This is a genomic window from Streptomyces solicavernae, from assembly GCF_029968095.1.
Taxonomy (GTDB): domain Bacteria; phylum Actinomycetota; class Actinomycetes; order Streptomycetales; family Streptomycetaceae; genus Streptomyces; species Streptomyces solicavernae.
In genome coordinates this window covers 248102-266529 of record NZ_JASCIR010000001.1, presented here as the reverse complement: position 1 = coordinate 266529, position 18428 = coordinate 248102, and the positions used below count along the sequence as shown (strand labels likewise).

Below are 18428 nucleotides of genomic sequence, written 5' to 3'. Positions count from 1 at the left end.
TTGTCTCGAAGACGGGGCTGTGGACAACTCGCGCTTCGTCGGTCGGCTGCCGCTCATCACGACTTGACCCCGAGCCGCACCGAGTGTCGGTGCCGTGCGTCAGACTGGTCCCCGGTGTTCTCCCCACCCTGGGGACGCACCAACCAAACCGACGAGAGCCCTCAGGGCTCAGCAGGCCAGCAGGGCGAGCAGCCAGGCAACAGCAGGAGGCGGCTTACGTGAAGATCCGGGTGGAGCGCGATGTACTGGCGGAGGCCGTGGCCTGGGCGGCACGCAGCCTCCCCGCCCGTCCGCCGGCGCCGGTCCTGGCGGGCCTGCTGCTGAAGGCCGAGGACGGCGCCCTGAGCCTTTCCGGCTTCGACTACGAGGTCTCGGCCCGGGTCTCCGTGGAGGCGGAGGTCGAGGAGGACGGCACGGTCCTCGTCTCCGGCCGGCTGCTCGCGGACATCTGCCGCGCCCTCCCCAACCGCCCGGTGGAGATCTCCACAGACGGTGTACGAGCGACCGTGGTCTGCGGCTCCTCGCGCTTCACCCTCCACACCCTCCCGGTGGAGGAGTACCCGGCGCTGCCGCAGATGCCGACCGCCACCGGCACCGTCCCCGGTGAGGTCTTCGCCGCGGCCGCCGCCCAGGTCGCCATCGCCGCCGGCCGTGACGACACCCTCCCGGTGCTCACCGGTGTGCGCATCGAGATCGAGGGCGACACGGTCACGCTCGCCTCCACCGACCGCTACCGCTTCGCGGTCCGCGAGTTCCTGTGGAAGCCCGAGGCGCCGGACGCCTCCGCGGTCGCCCTGGTCCCCGCCAAGACGCTCCAGGACACCGCCAAGTCGCTGACCAGCGGCGACAGCGTCACGATCGCCCTGTCCAGCTCCGGCGCGGGCGAGGGCCTGATCGGCTTCGAGGGCGCGGGCCGGCGTACGACCACGCGACTCCTTGAGGGCGACCTGCCGAAGTACCGCACGCTGTTCCCGACGGAGTTCAACTCCGTGGCCGTCATCGAGACGGCGCCGTTCGTCGAGGCCGTGAAGCGCGTGGCCCTCGTCGCCGAGCGGAACACCCCGGTGCGGCTCAGCTTCGAGCAGGGCGTGCTGATCCTGGAGGCAGGCTCCAGCGACGACGCACAGGCTGTGGAAAGGGTCGACGCCCAGCTGGAGGGCGACGACATCTCCATCGCCTTCAACCCGACGTTCCTGCTCGACGGCCTCAGCGCGATCGACTCCCCGGCCGCGCAGCTGAGCTTCACCACGTCCACCAAGCCCGCGCTGCTCAGCGGCAAGCCGGCGCTCGACGCCGAGGCGGACGAGGCGTACAAGTACCTGATCATGCCCGTCCGCCTGAGCGGCTGAGCGGCCGAGCGGCTGAGCGCCTGAGCGGCGGAGCACGGACGGACCGCGGGCCCGGCACGGTCCCCTGGGCCCCACAGCCGCGCAGCCGCACAGGTGAGCGGCCCAGGCCGGCAGGTGTGCCGACAGGCCCGGGCGTAGGCTCGGACGTGGGTACGAAACACCAGCACGCTAATTGAAGGATGACCTGATGGAGCTCGGTCTCGTCGGCCTCGGCAAGATGGGCGGCAACATGCGCGAGCGCATCCGCCGCGCAGGCCACACCGTCATCGGATACGACCGCAACCAGGACCTCGCGGACGTCCACAGCCTGCAGGAGCTTGTGGAGAAGCTGAAGGGCCCGCGGGTCGTCTGGGTGATGGTCCCGGCCGGTGCCGCCACGCAGTCCACCATCGACGAGCTGGCCGAGCTGCTCCAGCCCGGGGACGTCGTCGTGGACGGCGGCAACTCCCGCTGGACGGACGACGAGAAGCACGCCGAGGAGCTCGCCGCCAAGGGCATCGGCTTCGTCGACTGCGGCGTCTCCGGCGGCGTCTGGGGCCTGGAGAACGGCTACGCGCTGATGTACGGCGGCTCCGCCGAGGACGTCGCGAAGGTCCAGCCGGTCTTCGACGCCCTGAAGCCGGAGGGCGACTTCGGCTCCGTGCACGCAGGCAAGGTCGGCGCGGGCCACTTCGCGAAGATGGTCCACAACGGCATCGAGTACGCCATGATGCAGGCCTACGCCGAGGGCTGGGAGCTCCTGGAGGCCGTGGACTCGGTGACCGACGTCCGCGAGGTCTTCCGCTCCTGGCAGGAGGGCACGGTCATCCGCTCCTGGCTGCTCGACCTGGCGGTCAACGCCCTCGACGAGGACGAGCACCTGGACAAGCTGCGCGGTTTCGCGCAGGACTCCGGCGAGGGCCGCTGGACCGTCGAAGCGGCCATCGACAACGCCGTGCCGCTGCCGGCCATCACCGCCTCGCTCTTCGCGCGTTTCGCCTCCCGTCAGGAGGACTCGCCGCAGATGAAGATGATCGCCGCGCTGCGCAACCAGTTCGGCGGGCACGCGGTGGAGAAGAAGTAACACCGCAGCCTTCGGGCGCAGAGACGCAGAGACGCAGAGAACAGTCAACGGATCCACAGCCTGTGGGTCCGCAGCCCGCGGATCCACAGGACTGTCCACACTTGGGGGAGGTCGGTCCACGGCCATGCACGTCACGCATCTGTCGCTGGCCGACTTCCGCTCGTACGCCCGGGTCGAGGTCCCGCTCGAACCGGGCGTCACCGCGTTCGTGGGGCCCAACGGGCAGGGCAAGACCAACCTCGTCGAGGCCGTCGGCTACCTCGCCAACCTCGGCAGCCACCGCGTCTCGTCCGACGCCCCGCTGGTCCGCATGGGCGCCGACCGCGCCATCGTCCGCGCCGCAGTCCGGCAGGGCGAACGCCGGCAGCTGATCGAGCTCGAACTCAACCCGGGCAAGGCCAACCGCGCCCGTATCAACAGGTCCTCGCAGGTCAGACCGCGTGACGTACTCGGCATCCTGCGCACCGTCCTGTTCGCCCCGGAGGACCTGGCCCTGGTGAAGGGCGACCCCGGCGAGCGCCGCCGCTTCCTCGACGAGCTGGTCACCGCCCGCTCCCCGCGCATGGCCGGCATCCGTTCTGACTACGACCGGGTGCTCAAGCAGCGCAACACCCTGCTCAAGTCCGCCGCCATGGCCCGCAGACACGGCGGCCGCTCCATGGACATGTCCACGCTCGACGTCTGGGACCAGCACCTGGCCCGCGCCGGCGCCGAACTCCTCGCCCAGCGGCTCGACCTGATCGCCACCCTCCAGCCCCTGGCCGACAAGGCGTACGAACAACTCGCCCCCGGCGGCGGCCCGCTCACCCTGGAGTACCGGCCGTCCGCCGAAGGTACGGGCCACAGCCGCGAGGAGCTGTACGAGCAGCTGACCGAGGCCCTTGCCGGAGTCCGCAAGCAGGAGATCGAGCGCGGCGTCACCCTCGTCGGCCCGCACCGCGACGACCTCCTCCTCAAGCTCGGCCAGCTCCCCGCGAAGGGGTACGCGAGCCACGGCGAGTCCTGGTCGTACGCCCTCGCGCTCCGCCTCGCCTCGTACGACCTGCTGCGGACGGAGGGGAACGAGCCGGTGCTCGTACTCGACGACGTCTTCGCCGAGCTGGACGCCCGCCGCCGCGAACGCCTCGCCGAGCTGGTCGCCCCCGGCGAGCAGGTGCTGGTCACAGCCGCCGTGGACGACGACGTTCCGGAGGTCCTGACGGGCACGCGGTACACGGTCGCCGCGGGCGAGGTGACGAGGTGACGAGGGCATGACCGACAAGCCCGACGAAACCCCGAACCCCGGCCCCAAGCCCGCCGCCGAGCCCAGCGGTGTCGACCTCGCCCGGGTCGCGCTGCGCGCCGCCAAGGAGCAGGCCCGCGCGCGCGGCGCCGCCGCCGAGCAGAAGAAGCAGGCCAGACGCGGCGGCCTCCGCTCCGGCGCGCGCGCGGACGGGCGCGACCCGCAGCCGCTCGGCGCCGCCATCAACCGCCTGATCACCGAGCGCGGCTGGGAGACCCCGGCCGCGGTCGGCGGCGTCATGGGCCGCTGGCCGCAGATCGTCGGCGACGACCTGGCGAAGCACTGCGTACCGCAGAAGTACGACGAAGAGGCCCGGATCCTCACCGTCCAGTGCGACTCCACGACCTGGGCGACGCAGCTGCGGCTGCTCGCGCCGCAGCTGGTCGCGCGGCTCAACCAGGACCTCGGCCACGGCACCGTGAAGCTGATCAAGGTGCACGGCCCGCAGGGCCCGGCCCGCCGCTTCGGCCCGCTGCGCGCCCCGGGCAGCACGGGCCCGGGCGATACGTACGGCTAGCGGGCAAGGCGATACGTCGTGCGGCAAGGCGATACGTACGGCTAGCGGGCAAAAGGTATGGCCACGCCATAGCTACCGCACCGTAGCGGAGGGTTGACAGCCCGAAGCGCTGAGCGCCGCTGTGAGCCTCCTGGAGCCCCTTTCCGCATATGGGGAGTCGGCTGCGGCCGATTCAGGGCGGCACATGAGGACTCAGGTACCGGCAAACGCCCATCACTGTCGGCGCTACCGGTAGACTGGAGGCTAATCTCGCCCCATGCGTGGGGCGCGGTCAGGAAACACGCGATACCGCTGCACCAGGCTGGCCTGCCAGCCGACCACCAGTCGACACACACTGAACGACGCAGCCGCTCCCACCAGCGGGAGGTCGGCTTGTGCTGTGCCAGAAAGGGCGCTTCGTGGCCGATTCCGGCAACCCCAACGAGAACATCCCGTCCCCCGCCGGCGAGAACGGAGAGGCACCGACGTCGTACGACGCGAGTGCCATCACCGTCCTTGAGGGTCTGGACGCGGTCCGCAAGCGACCCGGCATGTACATCGGCTCGACCGGTGAGCGGGGTCTGCACCACATGGTGCAGGAGGTCGTGGACAACTCCGTCGACGAGGCGCTGGCCGGCCACGCGGACATGATCGACGTGACGATCCTGCCCGACGGCGGCGTCCGCGTCGTCGACAACGGCCGCGGCATCCCCGTCGGCATCATCCCCTCCGAAGGGAAGCCGGCCGTCGAGGTCGTGCTGACGGTCCTGCACGCGGGCGGCAAGTTCGGCGGCGGCGGGTACGCCGTCTCCGGCGGTCTGCACGGCGTCGGCGTCTCCGTGGTGAACGCGCTGTCCACCAAGGTCGCCGTCGAGATCAGGACCGACGGCCACCGCTGGACGCAGGACTACAAGGCCGGTGTCCCCACCGCGCCGCTCGCCCGGCACGAGGCCACCGAGGAGACCGGCACCTCGGTCACCTTCTGGGCCGACGGCGACATCTTCGAGACCACCGAGTACTCCTTCGAGACGCTGTCCCGGCGCTTCCAGGAGATGGCCTTCCTCAACAAGGGCCTGACCATCCGTCTCACGGACGAGCGCGAGTCGGCCAAGGCCACCACCGGCGCCGACTCCGCCGAGACCAGCGAGGAGCACGAGCCCCGCACGATCACGTACCACTACGAAGGCGGCATCGTCGACTTCGTGAAGTACCTCAACTCCCGCAAGGGCGACGTCATTCACCCCACGGTGATCGACGTGGAGGCCGAGGACAAGGAGCGGATGCTCTCGGTCGAGATCGCCATGCAGTGGAACACGCAGTTCACCGAGGGCGTCTACTCCTTCGCGAACACGATCCACACGCACGAGGGCGGTACGCACGAAGAGGGCTTCCGCGCCGCCCTGACCTCGCTGGTCAACCGGTACGCGCGCGACAAGAAGCTGATCCGCGAGAAGGACGACAACCTTTCCGGCGAGGACATTCGCGAGGGTCTGACCGCGATCATCTCGGTCAAGCTCGGCGAGCCCCAGTTCGAGGGCCAGACCAAGACCAAGCTGGGCAACACCGAGGCGAAGACCTTCGTACAGAAGGTGGTGCACGAGCACCTCACCGACTGGTTCGACCGCAACCCCAACGAGGCCGCGGACATCATCCGCAAGGCCATCCAGGCCCAGACGGCCCGCGTCGCCGCCCGCAAGGCCCGCGACCTCACCCGCCGCAAGGGCCTCCTGGAAAGCGCCTCGCTGCCCGGCAAGCTGAGCGACTGCCAGTCCAACGACCCCACCAAGTGCGAGATCTTCATCGTCGAGGGTGACTCCGCAGGCGGCTCCGCCAAGTCCGGCCGCAACCCGGAGTACCAGGCGATCCTGCCCATCCGCGGCAAGATCCTGAACGTCGAGAAGGCCCGGGTCGACAAGATCCTGCAGAACACCGAGGTCCAGGCCCTCATCTCGGCCTTCGGCACCGGCGTGCACGAGGACTTCGACATCGAGAAGCTCCGCTACCACAAGATCATCTTGATGGCGGACGCCGACGTCGACGGCCAGCACATCAACACCCTGCTGCTGACCTTCCTCTTCCGCTTCATGCGCCCCCTGGTCGAGGCCGGCCACGTCTACCTCTCCCGCCCGCCGCTGTTCAAGATCAAGTGGGGCAAGGACGACGTCGAGTACGCGTACTCGGACCGCGAGCGCGACGCCCTGGTCGAGCTCGGCAAGCAGGCCGGCAAGCGCTTCCGCGACGACACCATCCAGCGCTTCAAGGGTCTCGGCGAGATGAACGCCGAGGAGCTGCGCGTCACGACGATGGACCAGGACCACCGCGTCCTCGGCCAGGTCACGCTCGATGACGCCGCGCAGGCCGACGACCTGTTCTCGGTCCTGATGGGCGAGGACGTCGAAGCCCGGCGCTCGTTCATCCAGCGCAACGCCAAGGACGTCCGCTTCCTCGACATCTGAGTCGGCCGCACCAGCCGCAGCTCGAAAGGACTTTGACCAGCAATGGCCGACGACATCACCCCGAACCACCCCGTCACGCCCGATATGCCCACACCTGAGGACCCCGAGGTCCCCGGCGTCGGCATGCGCGTCGAGCCCGTCGGACTCGAAACCGAGATGCAGCGCTCGTATCTCGACTACGCGATGTCCGTCATCGTCTCCCGCGCCCTCCCGGACGTCCGCGACGGCCTGAAGCCCGTCCACCGCCGCGTCCTCTACGCGATGTACGACGGCGGGTACCGCCCCGAGAAGGGCTTCTACAAGTGCGCCCGCGTCGTCGGCGACGTCATGGGTACGTACCACCCGCACGGCGACTCCTCGATCTACGACGCCCTCGTCCGCCTCGCCCAGCCCTGGTCGATGCGGATGCCCCTGGTCGACTCCAACGGCAACTTCGGCTCCCCGGGCAACGACCCCGCGGCCGCCATGCGCTACACCGAGTGCAAGATGGCCCCGCTGTCCATGGAGATGGTCCGGGACATCGACGAGGAGACCGTCGACTTCCAGGACAACTACGACGGCCGCAACCAGGAGCCGACGGTCCTCCCGTCGCGCTTCCCGAACCTCCTGGTCAACGGCTCGGCGGGGATCGCGGTCGGCATGGCCACCAACATCCCGCCGCACAACCTCCGCGAGGTCGCCGAGGGCGCCCAGTGGTACCTGGAGAACCCCGAGGCCTCCCACGAGGAGCTCCTGGACGCCCTGGTCGAGCGCATCAAGGGCCCCGACTTCCCGACCGGCGCCCTCGTCGTCGGCCGCAAGGGCATCGAGGAGGCGTACCGCACCGGGCGCGGCTCCATCACCATGCGCGCGGTCATCGAGGTCGAGGAGATCCAGGGCCGCCAGTGCCTGGTCGTCACCGAGCTGCCCTACCAGGTCAACCCGGACAACCTCGCGCAGAAGATCGCCGATCTGGTGAAGGACGGCAGGATCGGCGGCATCGCCGACGTACGCGACGAGACCTCCTCGCGTACGGGCCAGCGCCTCGTCATCGTCCTCAAGCGGGACGCGGTCGCCAAGGTCGTCCTCAACAACCTCTACAAGCACACCGACCTGCAGACCAACTTCGGCGCCAACATGCTGGCCCTGGTCGACGGCGTGCCCCGCACCCTCTCCCTCGACGCCTTCATCCGGCACTGGGTCAACCACCAGGTCGAGGTCATCGTCCGGCGTACGAAGTTCCGCCTGCGCAAGGCGGAGGAGCGCGCCCACATCCTGCGCGGCCTGCTCAAGGCCCTGGACGCGATCGACGAGGTCATCGCGCTCATCCGCCGCAGCGCCACGGTCGACGTGGCCCGCACCGGCCTGATGGAGCTCCTGGAGATCGACGCGATCCAGGCCAACGCCATCCTGGAGATGCAGCTGCGCCGCCTGGCCGCCCTGGAGCGCCAGAAGATCACCCAGGAGCACGACGAACTCCAGGCGAAGATCAACGAGTACAACGCGATCCTGGTCTCGCCCGAGCGGCAGCGCCAGATCATCAGCGAGGAACTCGCCGCGATCGTCGACAAGTTCGGCGACGACCGCCGTTCCAAGCTGGTCCCCTTCGAGGGCGACATGTCCATCGAGGACCTGATCGCCGAAGAGGACATCGTCGTCACCATCACGCGCGGCGGCTACATCAAGCGCACCAAGACCGAGGACTACCGCTCGCAGAAGCGCGGCGGCAAGGGCGTACGCGGCACGAAGCTCAAGCAGGACGACATCGTCGACCACTTCTTCGTGTCCACCACCCACCACTGGCTGCTGTTCTTCACCAACAAGGGCCGCGTCTACCGCGCCAAGGCGTACGAACTCCCGGACGCCGGCCGTGACGCCCGCGGCCAGCACGTCGCGAACCTCCTCGCCTTCCAGCCGGACGAGCAGATCGCCGAGATCCTCGCCATCCGCGACTACGAGGCGGTGCCCTACCTGGTCCTCGCCACCAAGGCCGGCCTCGTCAAGAAGACGGCCCTGAAGGACTACGACTCGCCCCGTTCGGGCGGCGTCATCGCCATCAACCTCCGAGAGATGGAGGACGGCCGTGACGACGAGCTGATCGGCGCCGAGCTGGTCTCCTCCGCGGACGACCTGCTCCTCATCAGCAAGAAGGCCCAGTCGATCCGCTTCACCGCGACGGACGAGGCCCTGCGCCCGATGGGCCGCGCCACCTCCGGCGTCAAGGGCATGAGCTTCCGCGAGGGCGACGAGCTCCTGTCGATGAATGTGGTCCGGCCCGGTACGTTCGTGTTCACCGCCACCGACGGCGGGTACGCGAAGCGGACGAACGTCGACGAGTACCGCGTCCAGGGCCGCGGCGGCCTCGGCATCAAGGCTGCCAAGACCGTGGAGGACCGCGGTGAACTCGTGGGCGCGCTGGTGGTGGAGGAGACCGACGAGATCCTCGCCATCACGCTGTCGGGCGGCGTGATTCGTACGCGAGTCAACGAGGTCAGGGAGACGGGCCGTGACACCATGGGCGTCCAACTGATCAACCTGGGCAAGCGCGATGCCGTGGTCGGCATCGCACGTAACGCCGAGGCCGGACGCGAGGCCGAGGAAGTCGACGGCGACGTCGACGAGTCGGACGAGACGACCCCGGCCGCCGGCACGGACGAGGGCGCAGGCACCGAGTCCGAGTAGCGCGAGGAGTGCAGGACGTGAGTGGAGCCACGGGCGCCTCAGCAGGCACCAACGGATCGGACGGCGGCCGTGGCCCCGCCACTGACCCGCAAGGGGCTCAGGGGGGCACCGTGACGGACACCCGCGAACCCCAGCCGGAGGCGTACGCCGGCCGGAAGGCCCAGGAGGCCCAGGAGGCCCAGGAGGCTCAGGAGGCCCAGAGGGCCCAGAAGGCCGAGTACGCCCCCGGCGCGGGCGCCCTCCCGAGCGAGCGCAAGCCCGCCCAGGAGCAGCCCACGGCGTACCACCCGCCGCAGGCGTACCCCTCCGACGACGGCGCGACCCGACGCCCCCGCACGGGCGCGCGCACCACCCCGCGCACGCGCAAGGCACGGCTCCGCGTGGCGAAGGCCGACCCCTGGTCGGTGATGAAGGTCAGCTTCCTGCTCTCCATCGCGCTCGGCATCTGCACGATCGTCGCGGCCGCCGTGCTGTGGATGGTCATGGAAGCGATGGGCGTCTTCTCCACGGTCGGCGGCACGATCGCCGAGGCCACCGGCTCCAACGAGTCCAACGGCTTCGACCTCCAGTCCTTCCTGTCGCTGCCGCGCGTGCTCCTCTTCACGTCGGTCATCGCGGCCCTCGACGTGGTCCTGGCCACGGCCCTGGCGACCCTCGGCGCGTTCATCTACAACCTCTCCGCCGGTTTCGTGGGCGGCGTGGAGCTGACGCTCGCCGAGGACGAGTGAGCCGTCGCGGGCGCTCCTGAGTATCGATTTTGGGACTGGCCACGTCGTGCGCTAATCTTCAGAGGTCAGCGCGCGGGACACACACCCGCAGAGCGCGGCGGGGCTATAGCTCAGTTGGTTAGAGCGCATCCCTGATAAGGATGAGGCCACAGGTTCAAATCCTGTTAGCCCCACTTTCAAGGCCTAAGAAGAGAAGCCGTTTCCCCTGGTGGGAAGCGGCTTCTTTTCGTTTCGGGGTTCGTGGGCGGTGTGGGGGTGACGTTCCCGTTGGGGGATCAAGATGAGTGAGGGCATTGCGTGGATCGCCCGTGCTGACCTGTCGGAGTTCGGGTACTGCGTGACCCTGGCCCGAGGCATAGGCCCTGAGGAGCTGGTGGCCCGGCTCGCGCACGGTCATGAGGTTGAAGCACTGGGGCAACTCACGGCTGATGACCTGGAGGACCGCCTGGAGACCGATGACAGTGAGAGTTTCGCTGTGCGGTACGGGCAGACGGACGGGGGGCTGTCGTTCGCTGTGGCGCATGGAGCCTGGCCCGGGGAGATGGGCCCCGGATACACCGACGGGCTCTCAGACGGCGGCGCGGAGGTGTTCCAGCTCTACTACGAGGCGGAGAACCCGAAGCTGCCCCCGCCGTCCTTCACGTACATGCGCGACGGTGAGCACCTGTGCACCTTCTCCATGTACACGAGGGAGGTGCAGGGGGAGAGCCCCGAGCTTGAGGCGGCCGGGAAGGCCCTCACGATCGCTGGGGAGCGGTTCGGGCTCACGCTGCCGAAGGAAACCGTCCTGCAGGGGGAGCTGCCCACGGCGATCATCGGGAACGCCTGACGCTCGCGGCGGGGTGGTCCGGAGGGCCGGAGGTCCGGAGGTCCGGAGGTCCGGACATGGCTGAGCGCACCGTTCCCGTACGGGGGAGGCGGCGCGCATGCGGGCGGCCCGTTCACCGGAGGCTGTGGCCGGGACGGGCTTGGTCTGTGGGTGTGGCTGTGGCTGTGGTGTGCCTGGTTTCTGGGTGCGTCAGGCGGACCGGTGGCGCGGGGCTTCCCCTGTGGGGCTTCCGCTGCGGGGAGCGGGGCCGGTCACTGGTCGAGGTGGTGCGTACTGCGTACTGCGTGCTGCGGGAAGCTCGGGTGGTTCGGGAACTGGGCTTGTCCGTAAGGGCGTTGAGAGGTGCGTCACCTCTTGGCTTCGGCCGGCGGATCAGAGTGCCAGCTCCTCGGAGGTGGCGGGCCGTACGCGTTCCCGGGTGACCACATCCGCTTCCGTCGTCGCGTCTACCTGGTTCACATCGGACAGGGGCGTGGCGAGGGTCAGGCCGCGGCTGCTGGGGGACGTGCCGTGTGCCTCGGCGCGGATGCGCTGCTTCATCGTGGGCGGCCGGGAGAGTTCGTACGGCTTCGCCTGTGGCGCGGGTGCCACGTACGGCGCCCTGGCCGGGGTCTCGGTGCTGCTGTGGCCGGCGGCGCCCTGCTGCGGTACGGCCGGGGCGGCGGTGGCGGTGGTGATGAGGCCGAGCGAGGCGAAGAAGGCGAGCAGGGCGGCGACGACGACGGACCAGATGCGGGTGACCTTGTTGGCAGCCACGATCCCTCACTTTCGGGTCGGAGGATTTGCGTACTTTCCTCATGATGTGTACGAGCTCCGAGAAGTGCGGGAGGCCGATCCGTGATGCGCGGATCTTCCGATGAACACCACCCGTATGGGTGCAAAGCGGCCAAGAAGGCTGAAATCTCACGATGCGTGGGGGGTTCGGTGCGCACCGTGAGGGCGTCTACTGCTGTACGCGGGGCGGGAGTTGAGTCCGACGGCAGGTCACCGATCGATATCGGTCGGTGTGTATAGTCGGGCGCCAGAGGTCCCCTACGTCAAGGAAAGACGAGGTAGCGCGGTGAAGAAGCTTCTCCTGGTCGCACTGGCCGCCATCGGCGGGCTCCTCGTGTACCGCCAGATCCAGGCGGATCGCGCCGAGCAGGATCTGTGGACGGAGGCGACTGACTCCGTGCCCGCAGGTTCGTGAGTCCTGATTACGCTCTTCACAGGCCCCGGTCGCCCCAGGCGACCGGGGCTTTGTGTTGCGGTGGCGGGGTTCGGGGCGGTGGGGTAGGCCGTCCAGGGGATTTGCCTGCGTAAAGAAATTTCTTGCAATGGCAAACGGTCGGGTGAATCCCGGTCCGGCGCAGACAGTGCGGCGATCCGCCGGGCAGGATGGTGGTGTGCGGCCGGGCGACGACGGAGGGGCGGGATGACGGAGGGGGCGGGATGGAGCGGCGCGGCACCAGGCGCTGGGCGGCACGGGGCCTGACGGCGGCGGTGACCGGGGCGGCCGTGCTGCTGCCCATGCCGGTGCCCATGCCGGTGTTGGGGTCGGTGTCGCAGGCGTACGCCGCGGCCGATCCCCGTCCGTACGAGTTCGCCTCCGGCGCGGAGCGCGTCGCGGGCGCCGCCGACCGGGCCGGGGCACAGGCCCTCAACTCCGGTGCGACGTACCGCAGTTCCATCGGCCCGGGCCGGACCCTGTACTACGCCGTGGAGCTCGACGCGGCCTCCAGCACGTACGTGTCCGCCGTAGCCGTCCCCCCGTACGGCTCCGAAGTGGCGTACGGGGACCGGCTCGCAGTGACCCTGCAGGACCGGGAGGGGAACACCTGCGGCTCCGACAAGGCCTCGTTCGGGGCGGCGGACTACGCGGCTCCGCTCGCCGCCACCGCCGAGCGGCTGATCGACGGCGGCGGTACGCGCTGCCGCGAGGCCGGTACGTACTACGTCGTCGTCCAGCGCGGCAGCGGCGAGGGCTCGGCGCGGACCGACTGGGGCCTGGAGCTGAGCCTGGCCGCCGAGCCGCCGCTCGCGGGCACCCCGCCCACCGAGGCGCCGGCGGAGGCCCGGGATCCGGTCGCGCCGCCCGCGCCCACCGGGGCGCCCGAGGAGGCCGAGGGCGGCACCGGGTTCAACGACGCGCGGCTCCTCGGGCACGGCGTCTGGCGGGACCGCATCCGGCCCGGTCAGACGCGGTTCTACCGGGTGCCGGTGGACTGGGGCCAACAGCTGTCCGCGCAGGCCGAGTTGGAGGGCGCGCAGGCCGACGGCGGGGGCGGAGTGCTCGGCGGCGTCCCCAGGGCGCTGAACGTGAGCGTCCACAACCCGGCCAGGGCCACGGTGACCTCGGCCGGCGAGAGCTACCGCGGCGACCCCGTCACCACCGACCTGGAAGCCCTGGCGCCGGTCGCGTACGAGAACCGGTACGCGGCCCGCCCCGAGACCAAGCAGATGCGGTTCCCCGGCTCGTACTACGTGAAGGTGAGCCTCGACCCGAAGCTGCGCGAGAAGTACGGCGCGGACGGGCTCGCGCTGACCCTGCGCCTCGGCGTCACCGGCAAGCCGAGGACGGACGTCGCGTACGAGGGCGACGCGGGCCTCTTCCAGGTCTCCGACGGCGGCACGGACGCGCCGGTGGGCGGGTCGGGCGGCTCGTCCGGGGGCACTGCGACGGGCTCCGGCCTCGGCCTCGGTCTGGGGCGCGGGGCGCTGACGGTGGTGGCGACGGCGGGAATCGGAACGGGGACCGGGCTGGTACTCGTCCTGGTGCTGTGGACCCTGCTCGCGCGCAGGATCGCCGCGCGACGGGCGGCGAAGTAGCCACCGGCAGTTCAGGTCAGCCGGTTCAGGTCAGCCGGCTCAGGTCAGCCGGCTCAGGGCCCAGATGCCCACCGCGTAACTGACCAGCGCGAACAGCAGCACCGGCACGGCCACCTTCGCGGGCGGACCCGGGCGGCGGCGCCGGTGCTGGGGCGGGCTCTCGGGTGCGGTGGGCGGCATGGCGGCGGCTGCGACGGGCGCGGGCGTGGGCGTGGCCGCGGGCACGGTCGGGGGTGTGGGTGTGGGTGTGGGTGTCGGCCGTTGGGTGGCCGGGGTGGGCTGTGCCGGGTACGAGCGGGTGAGCGGGTACGTGTGCCCGTCGGCGTCGGACCGCCGGCCGGTGTCGTCCTGCGGCTCCGGCGGCCGGACCGGCAGCGGCGTGGGCGGCGTCGCCGGCTGGGGCGGGGCGAGCGGGGCCGGCGGTACGGGACCTGGGGCCGGGGCCGCCCCGCCCTGTGCCGGCGCAGTCGGCGTACCGTCCGGCGGCGCCAGACGGAAGTCCTCGGCCGGCGCCGGGGGTACGGCTGCCGAGCGCGGGGCGGGAGGGACCTGCGGCGGGGGCGGCGGGGCCGGGGCGGCGGGGTGATCGGTGGCGGCGGGACGATCGGTGGCGGTGGGGTGTCCGGTGACCGCCGGGTGTTCGTCGACCGCCGGGCGTTCGGCGACAGCGGGGCGTTCGGCGACAGCGGGGCGTTCGGCGACAGCGGGGCGTTCCGTGCCCCCCAGACGTTCCGGGACCGCCGGACGTTCCATGCCGCCCAGACCTTCGGGGACAGCCAGACGTTCGGGGACAGGCGGCCGTTCCGGCACAGGCGGGCGTTCCGGCACAGGCGGGCGTTCCGGCACAGGCGGCCGTTCGAGGACAGGTGGGCGTGCGATCGGGCCCGCGGGGCCGAACCCCGGGGGCAGCGGCCCGAGTTGGTCGAAGACCTCGACGATCTCGTCGTCGGGACCCGGCGCGGGCAGCAGCCCGGCCGCCGCGAGCAGCGCCTTGCGCGCACCCGCCGCCGTACGGAACCGGGCGTCCGGGTCCGGCTGCAGCAGCGTGGCGAGGACCTGCCACAGCGGTTCCGGTACGCCCTGCGGGGCGTCCGGGGTGCCGTGCGCGGCGAAGTGCTGGATCAGCGCCTTGGAGTCCGGCTTGGCGCCCTCAAGGAGGTAAAGCCCCACGAGGCCCACCGCGAAGAGATCGCCGGGGAAGTCGGGCTCCTCGCCCAGCATCTGCTCGGGCGCGAAGTAGCCGGGCGTCCCCACCACGTAGTCGGCCTCGGTGAGCCGGGGCTCGCCCTTGCGCATGGCGATGCCGAAGTCCGACAGGCGCAGGTGCGGGCGGCCGGTGCCGGTGGCCTCCAGGAGGATGTTGGCCGGCTTGATGTCGCGGTGCACGACCCCTTCCTCGTGCACCGCGGTGAGCCCGGCGAGCAGCTGGTCGAGGAGGACGCACACGAACGCGGGCGCCAACGGCCCGTAATCCCCGATCACATGGGCCAGGGAGCCGCCCTTGACCAGGTCCATGGTGAACAGGACCTTGTCATCGTCGGCCGCCCAGCTGGCCGGGGCCAGGACGTGCGGGTGGTCGATGCGCAGGGCCTGCTCGCGGACGAAGCGGAGCAGGGTGTGCGCATCGCTCTGCTGCAGGACCTTGGCGGCGACATAGCGGCGCCTGCGGTGGTCGAAGGCGCGCCACACGGCCCCCGCGCCACCGCGGCCGATCGGGTCGACCAGTTCGTACCGGCCGGCGAAGACCTCACCCATGGCCCTGCTGCACTCCCCCTTCGTCCTGAACCCCTTCGTCCTGAACCCCTTCGTCCTGGACCGGGCACCCTGGACCGACGGTGCTGAAACCGTTCAGCAGGAGCAGCGTCCCGGTCAGCTCTGATGGGCCTCGTAGTGGGCGACGGCTTCCGAGGTGCGGCCGGCGCCGTAGACCTTGAGGAACTCTGCCAGTTCTGGGTGGGTCGGGGCGAGGGCCTTCGAGGCCTCGATGATGTCGCCGGCGGCCGAGACGGAACGCAGCAGCGACTGGATCTCCCGGACCACCCGCTTGACCGTCGGCGCGCCCGAACTGATCGCCGTCTGACCGGCGTTGGTGAGGACCGAGCCGCCCTGCGACTTCTTGATCTCCTCCATCCGCTCGGCTGCCTCGGCGGCGCTGACACTGCCGCCGGCCACCTGTCCTGCCAACTCCTGCAGGTGCTGCACCCGTTGGACCACCGCCGGATTGCCGATCTTGGCTCGCTGACCGCTCATCAGCTGGGAGAGCATCGGAGCCGAGAGCCCGAGCACCGCGGCGAGCCGGGCCTGGTTGAGCCCCAGATCGTCGATGAGCCGCCGGAAGAGCGCCCCCAGCGGCTCTCCGTACCAGCTGCGCTGCAGCTCCCGGGCTCTTGCGGTGGCTTCCTGCTGTGCGGTGTCCATGCGTCTCCCCTTCGCTGCTGCGAACCTCGCCGAGCATCTTACGGAGCGTGGTCGTTCACCGGGACCCCCAATCTTTTTGTGAGACTCGGGGGAAGACCCGGTACTCTGGTCTGCGGCGACCGGCCGACCGGGGTTCTTCCGGTCGATCAGCCGTTCCCGGGGCCTTAGCTCAGTTGGTAGAGCGCTGTCTTTGCATGGCAGATGTCAGGGGTTCGACTCCCCTAGGCTCCACTCCAAAAAGCCCCTCTGACCTGTGGAAACGTGGTCTGGAGGGGCTTTTTTCGTGTTGACGTATCAACAGGTGGTGTTGACGGGCATCTCGTAGATCCCGATTTTTAGGGGGTTTGCGTGGGTCCTGCCTCCCCCAGTGTTGCCCTGAGGTCCCAAGGAGAACGCTGAGAGGCTGACCAGACAGCCCTCACGCCAGGGGGCGTCCCGTTGCCATGACGCGAACCGGTGTCTGCCGGCCGTTGGGTGCCTCGTGGCGCCGGTCCACCACGGCCGGCGCGAATTCGGCGACCTCGCTGTCGGGGACCCGCCGGTAGCCGTCCTCGGTGACAGGCGGCGGGTCAGATCGGGACCGCCGGTGGCCGAGTCGTCGTACAGCGCCTGCACGGCCGTTGTGACGACCTCACGCTCGTCCATGCCGTCCCGGTAGCGCTTCTACAGGGAGCCTCGGGCGTAGAACGATCCGGATCCGATGGCGGCGAAACCCTTCTCCTCGGTCCGGACGCCCGTGACGTCGTACGAGAAGATGCGCCCGACCCTCTTGTCCAGGTCGTAGCCCGCCAAGAGGGGCCAGCCGTACCGGCGATGCCGACGGCGGAGCACTCGTAGGCGGGAAGACCTTCTCGTACTCGCGGTGCGCGAGGGCGTTGCCCATCGTGACCCGGCGGTCACCGGCCAGCAGGACACCGCCCGCGAACGTCGCGGCGACGATGGTGGTCGTGTGGCGCGCCCTGCGTGCCGCATATTCCCCGCCACGGCCATGCACATCGCGAGTTTGTTCATGACGGGAAGGCCGAAAAGACCGATGCCCCGCAACCGGCCTCCTTGCGTTGTGTCATCGGCCGGCCTGCACGGCTTCCGGCGAGGCTTCTGTCTTGGCCGTCTTGGCCGTCTTCGCGTGGACGACGGTGAGCACGATGGCGACCAGGGCGAGGAAAGCCGCGGGAAGGCCGAGCGAGGTCACCGGCAGCCAGTCCTGCGCGATGCCGCCGAGCCCGCCGCCCAGTGCTACGCCCAGGAAGACCGCGGAGGAGTTGAGGCCGAACAGGACCGGAGCCGAGGCGGGAGCAAAGCTGACCAGCCGGTATTGCTGGATTACCGAGGGGGCTCCGTCGGTGATGCCCCAGATTCCGGCCCAGACGATGACGACGGCCAGGTTGTTGACCGCGAGGGGGCTGATGCCGAGCAGGAGCGTCGCGGCAGCGAGTGCCGTGACCGCTACGCGGACCGTGGGAAGGCTGTCCACGAGGTAACCGGCGAGCACATTGCCGATGACCGCGCCGATGCCCCACGCCAACAGGATTAGGGTCAGTGCCTGGGCGAACGACCCGGCAGTGGCATCTGCTGTGACCGCTCCGATGTAGGTGTAGACCGTGTAGTGCCCGCCCATCACCAGCAGGGTCGCCAGCAGAGTGACGATCATCTCGGGCTTGCGGAGCGGCGCCAGGCGTGCGCCGAGGCTCGTCGGCGGCAGCGTGATCCTGGGCAGCCCCACCGTGGTACCGATCGCCGCGACGACACCGAGAGCAGCCACGGCCCAGAGCGTCAGACGCCAGTCGACGCTGCCGATCATGTTGCCCAACGGCATGCCCAGCGCTGTCGAGACGGTGAGTCCGCCAATGACGAACGCCATTGCACGCCCGCGCCGTTCCTCCGGCGTGACCGCCACCGCGGCGCTGGAAGCCGTGGCGGTAATGGTGGCCGCTCCGACAGCCGTGAGGACACGGGAGAACAGCGCCACTGTGTAGTCGGAACTCAGCGCAGTGACCGCGTTGCCCACGGTGAACACGACCAGCGCCACCTGTAGCGCCGTGCGACGGTCCAGCGAGCTCAGCAGCCAGCCAAGAATCGGTGCGGCAATGGCGAACGTCAGGGCGAATGCCGTGACTAACTGGCCGGCGGCCGCGATGCTGACCTCGAAATCGGAGGCAATGGCGGGTAGCAGCCCGGCGATGACGAACGCGTCGGTGCCGACCGCGAAGGTCGCCAGGGCGAGAGGGAGAAGGGGCTTCATAAATGGGCCGGAGCCCTGCTGCCCGGGCTCACTAACCTCTGTGGGACTCAATCTTGGCCTCGTTCCTGTGTGGCGAACAGACTTAACTTCGTGCGC

General features: G+C 70.0%; 15 protein-coding genes, 2 tRNA genes and 1 pseudogene. 13 read left to right on the top strand and 5 right to left on the bottom strand.

Features of this window, described 5'->3' with window-relative positions; genetic code table 11:
* The first annotated feature begins 218 nt into the window (after positions 1-218).
* The 9 genes from dnaN (at position 219) to QIS99_RS01190 (ending at position 10864) form a co-directional block, all read left to right on the top strand.
* Positions 219-1349 carry a DNA polymerase III subunit beta gene (gene dnaN / locus QIS99_RS01230; RefSeq protein ID WP_282509439.1) on the top strand — a complete coding sequence of 377 codons (1131 nt, stop codon included), beginning with the start codon at positions 219-221 and terminating at the stop codon, positions 1347-1349.
* A gap of 187 nt (positions 1350-1536) precedes the next feature.
* Positions 1537-2412: a phosphogluconate dehydrogenase (NAD(+)-dependent, decarboxylating) gene (gene gnd, locus QIS99_RS01225; protein WP_282509437.1), complete on the top strand. Its 876-nt coding sequence runs from the start codon at positions 1537-1539 to the stop codon at positions 2410-2412.
* 124 nt (positions 2413-2536) lie between these two features.
* Complete coding sequence (recF, locus tag QIS99_RS01220; RefSeq protein WP_282509435.1) at positions 2537-3655, top strand: DNA replication/repair protein RecF; 1119 nt, start codon at positions 2537-2539, stop codon at positions 3653-3655.
* Positions 3656-3662: 7 nt separating this feature from the next.
* The gene (locus QIS99_RS01215; protein WP_282509433.1) at positions 3663-4211 is read left to right on the top strand and encodes a DUF721 domain-containing protein; all 549 of its coding nucleotides are present in this window, start codon (positions 3663-3665) and stop codon (positions 4209-4211) included.
* Positions 4212-4585: 374 nt separating this feature from the next.
* On the top strand, positions 4586-6646 hold the full coding sequence (gyrB, locus tag QIS99_RS01210) for a DNA topoisomerase (ATP-hydrolyzing) subunit B (RefSeq protein WP_282509431.1): 2061 nt from the start codon (positions 4586-4588) through the stop codon (positions 6644-6646).
* A gap of 42 nt (positions 6647-6688) precedes the next feature.
* Positions 6689-9307, top strand: a complete 2619-nt coding sequence (gyrA, locus tag QIS99_RS01205; protein ID WP_282509429.1) for a DNA gyrase subunit A — start codon at positions 6689-6691, stop codon at positions 9305-9307.
* A 17-nt stretch (positions 9308-9324) separates the two neighbouring features.
* On the top strand, positions 9325-10035 hold the full coding sequence (locus QIS99_RS01200) for a DUF3566 domain-containing protein (protein WP_282509427.1): 711 nt from the start codon (positions 9325-9327) through the stop codon (positions 10033-10035).
* A gap of 99 nt (positions 10036-10134) precedes the next feature.
* Positions 10135-10208: transfer RNA gene (locus tag QIS99_RS01195), tRNA-Ile, on the top strand.
* A 107-nt stretch (positions 10209-10315) separates the two neighbouring features.
* A complete protein-coding gene (locus QIS99_RS01190) occupies positions 10316-10864 on the top strand; it encodes a DUF6461 domain-containing protein (protein ID WP_282509425.1) in 549 nt (182 codons plus the stop codon).
* A 372-nt stretch (positions 10865-11236) separates the two neighbouring features.
* On the opposite strand, the gene QIS99_RS01185 is transcribed toward QIS99_RS01190, so the two are convergent.
* Positions 11237-11620 (bottom strand): DUF6344 domain-containing protein, encoded by a 384-nt coding sequence (locus QIS99_RS01185; RefSeq protein ID WP_282509423.1) that lies wholly within the window; start codon positions 11618-11620, stop codon positions 11237-11239.
* Between the two features lie 304 nt (positions 11621-11924).
* On the opposite strand from QIS99_RS01185, the gene QIS99_RS01180 reads away from it, so the two are divergent.
* Positions 11925-12053 carry a DLW-39 family protein gene (locus tag QIS99_RS01180; RefSeq protein ID WP_010467770.1) on the top strand — a complete coding sequence of 43 codons (129 nt, stop codon included), beginning with the start codon at positions 11925-11927 and terminating at the stop codon, positions 12051-12053.
* A gap of 242 nt (positions 12054-12295) precedes the next feature.
* Complete coding sequence (locus QIS99_RS01175) at positions 12296-13672, top strand: hypothetical protein (protein WP_282509418.1); 1377 nt, start codon at positions 12296-12298, stop codon at positions 13670-13672.
* A gap of 39 nt (positions 13673-13711) precedes the next feature.
* Here the strand turns inward: QIS99_RS01175 and QIS99_RS01170 are convergent, their stop codons facing one another.
* Entirely contained in the window at positions 13712-15427 is a 1716-nt protein-coding gene (locus QIS99_RS01170) for a serine/threonine-protein kinase (protein WP_282509416.1), read from the bottom strand.
* On the opposite strand from QIS99_RS01170, the gene QIS99_RS01165 reads away from it, so the two are divergent.
* Entirely contained in the window at positions 15426-15551 is a 126-nt protein-coding gene (locus QIS99_RS01165; protein WP_282509415.1) for a hypothetical protein, read from the top strand. The two genes, QIS99_RS01170 and QIS99_RS01165, sit on opposite strands and share 2 nt — an antisense overlap.
* Here QIS99_RS01165 and QIS99_RS01160 read toward each other — a convergent pair.
* Positions 15542-16090, bottom strand: a complete 549-nt coding sequence (locus QIS99_RS01160) for a helix-turn-helix domain-containing protein (RefSeq protein WP_282509413.1) — start codon at positions 16088-16090, stop codon at positions 15542-15544. The genes QIS99_RS01165 and QIS99_RS01160 overlap by 10 nt on opposite strands.
* A gap of 158 nt (positions 16091-16248) precedes the next feature.
* Between QIS99_RS01160 and QIS99_RS01155 the strand changes: the two genes are divergently transcribed.
* Positions 16249-16321, top strand: a tRNA-Ala gene (locus QIS99_RS01155).
* A gap of 187 nt (positions 16322-16508) precedes the next feature.
* Here QIS99_RS01155 and QIS99_RS01150 read toward each other — a convergent pair.
* A pseudogene (locus QIS99_RS01150) lies at positions 16509-17084 on the bottom strand (proteasome subunit beta).
* A gap of 69 nt (positions 17085-17153) precedes the next feature.
* Positions 17154-18332 (bottom strand): MFS transporter, encoded by a 1179-nt coding sequence (locus QIS99_RS01145; protein ID WP_282509411.1) that lies wholly within the window; start codon positions 18330-18332, stop codon positions 17154-17156.
* Positions 18333-18428 lie beyond the last annotated feature (96 nt).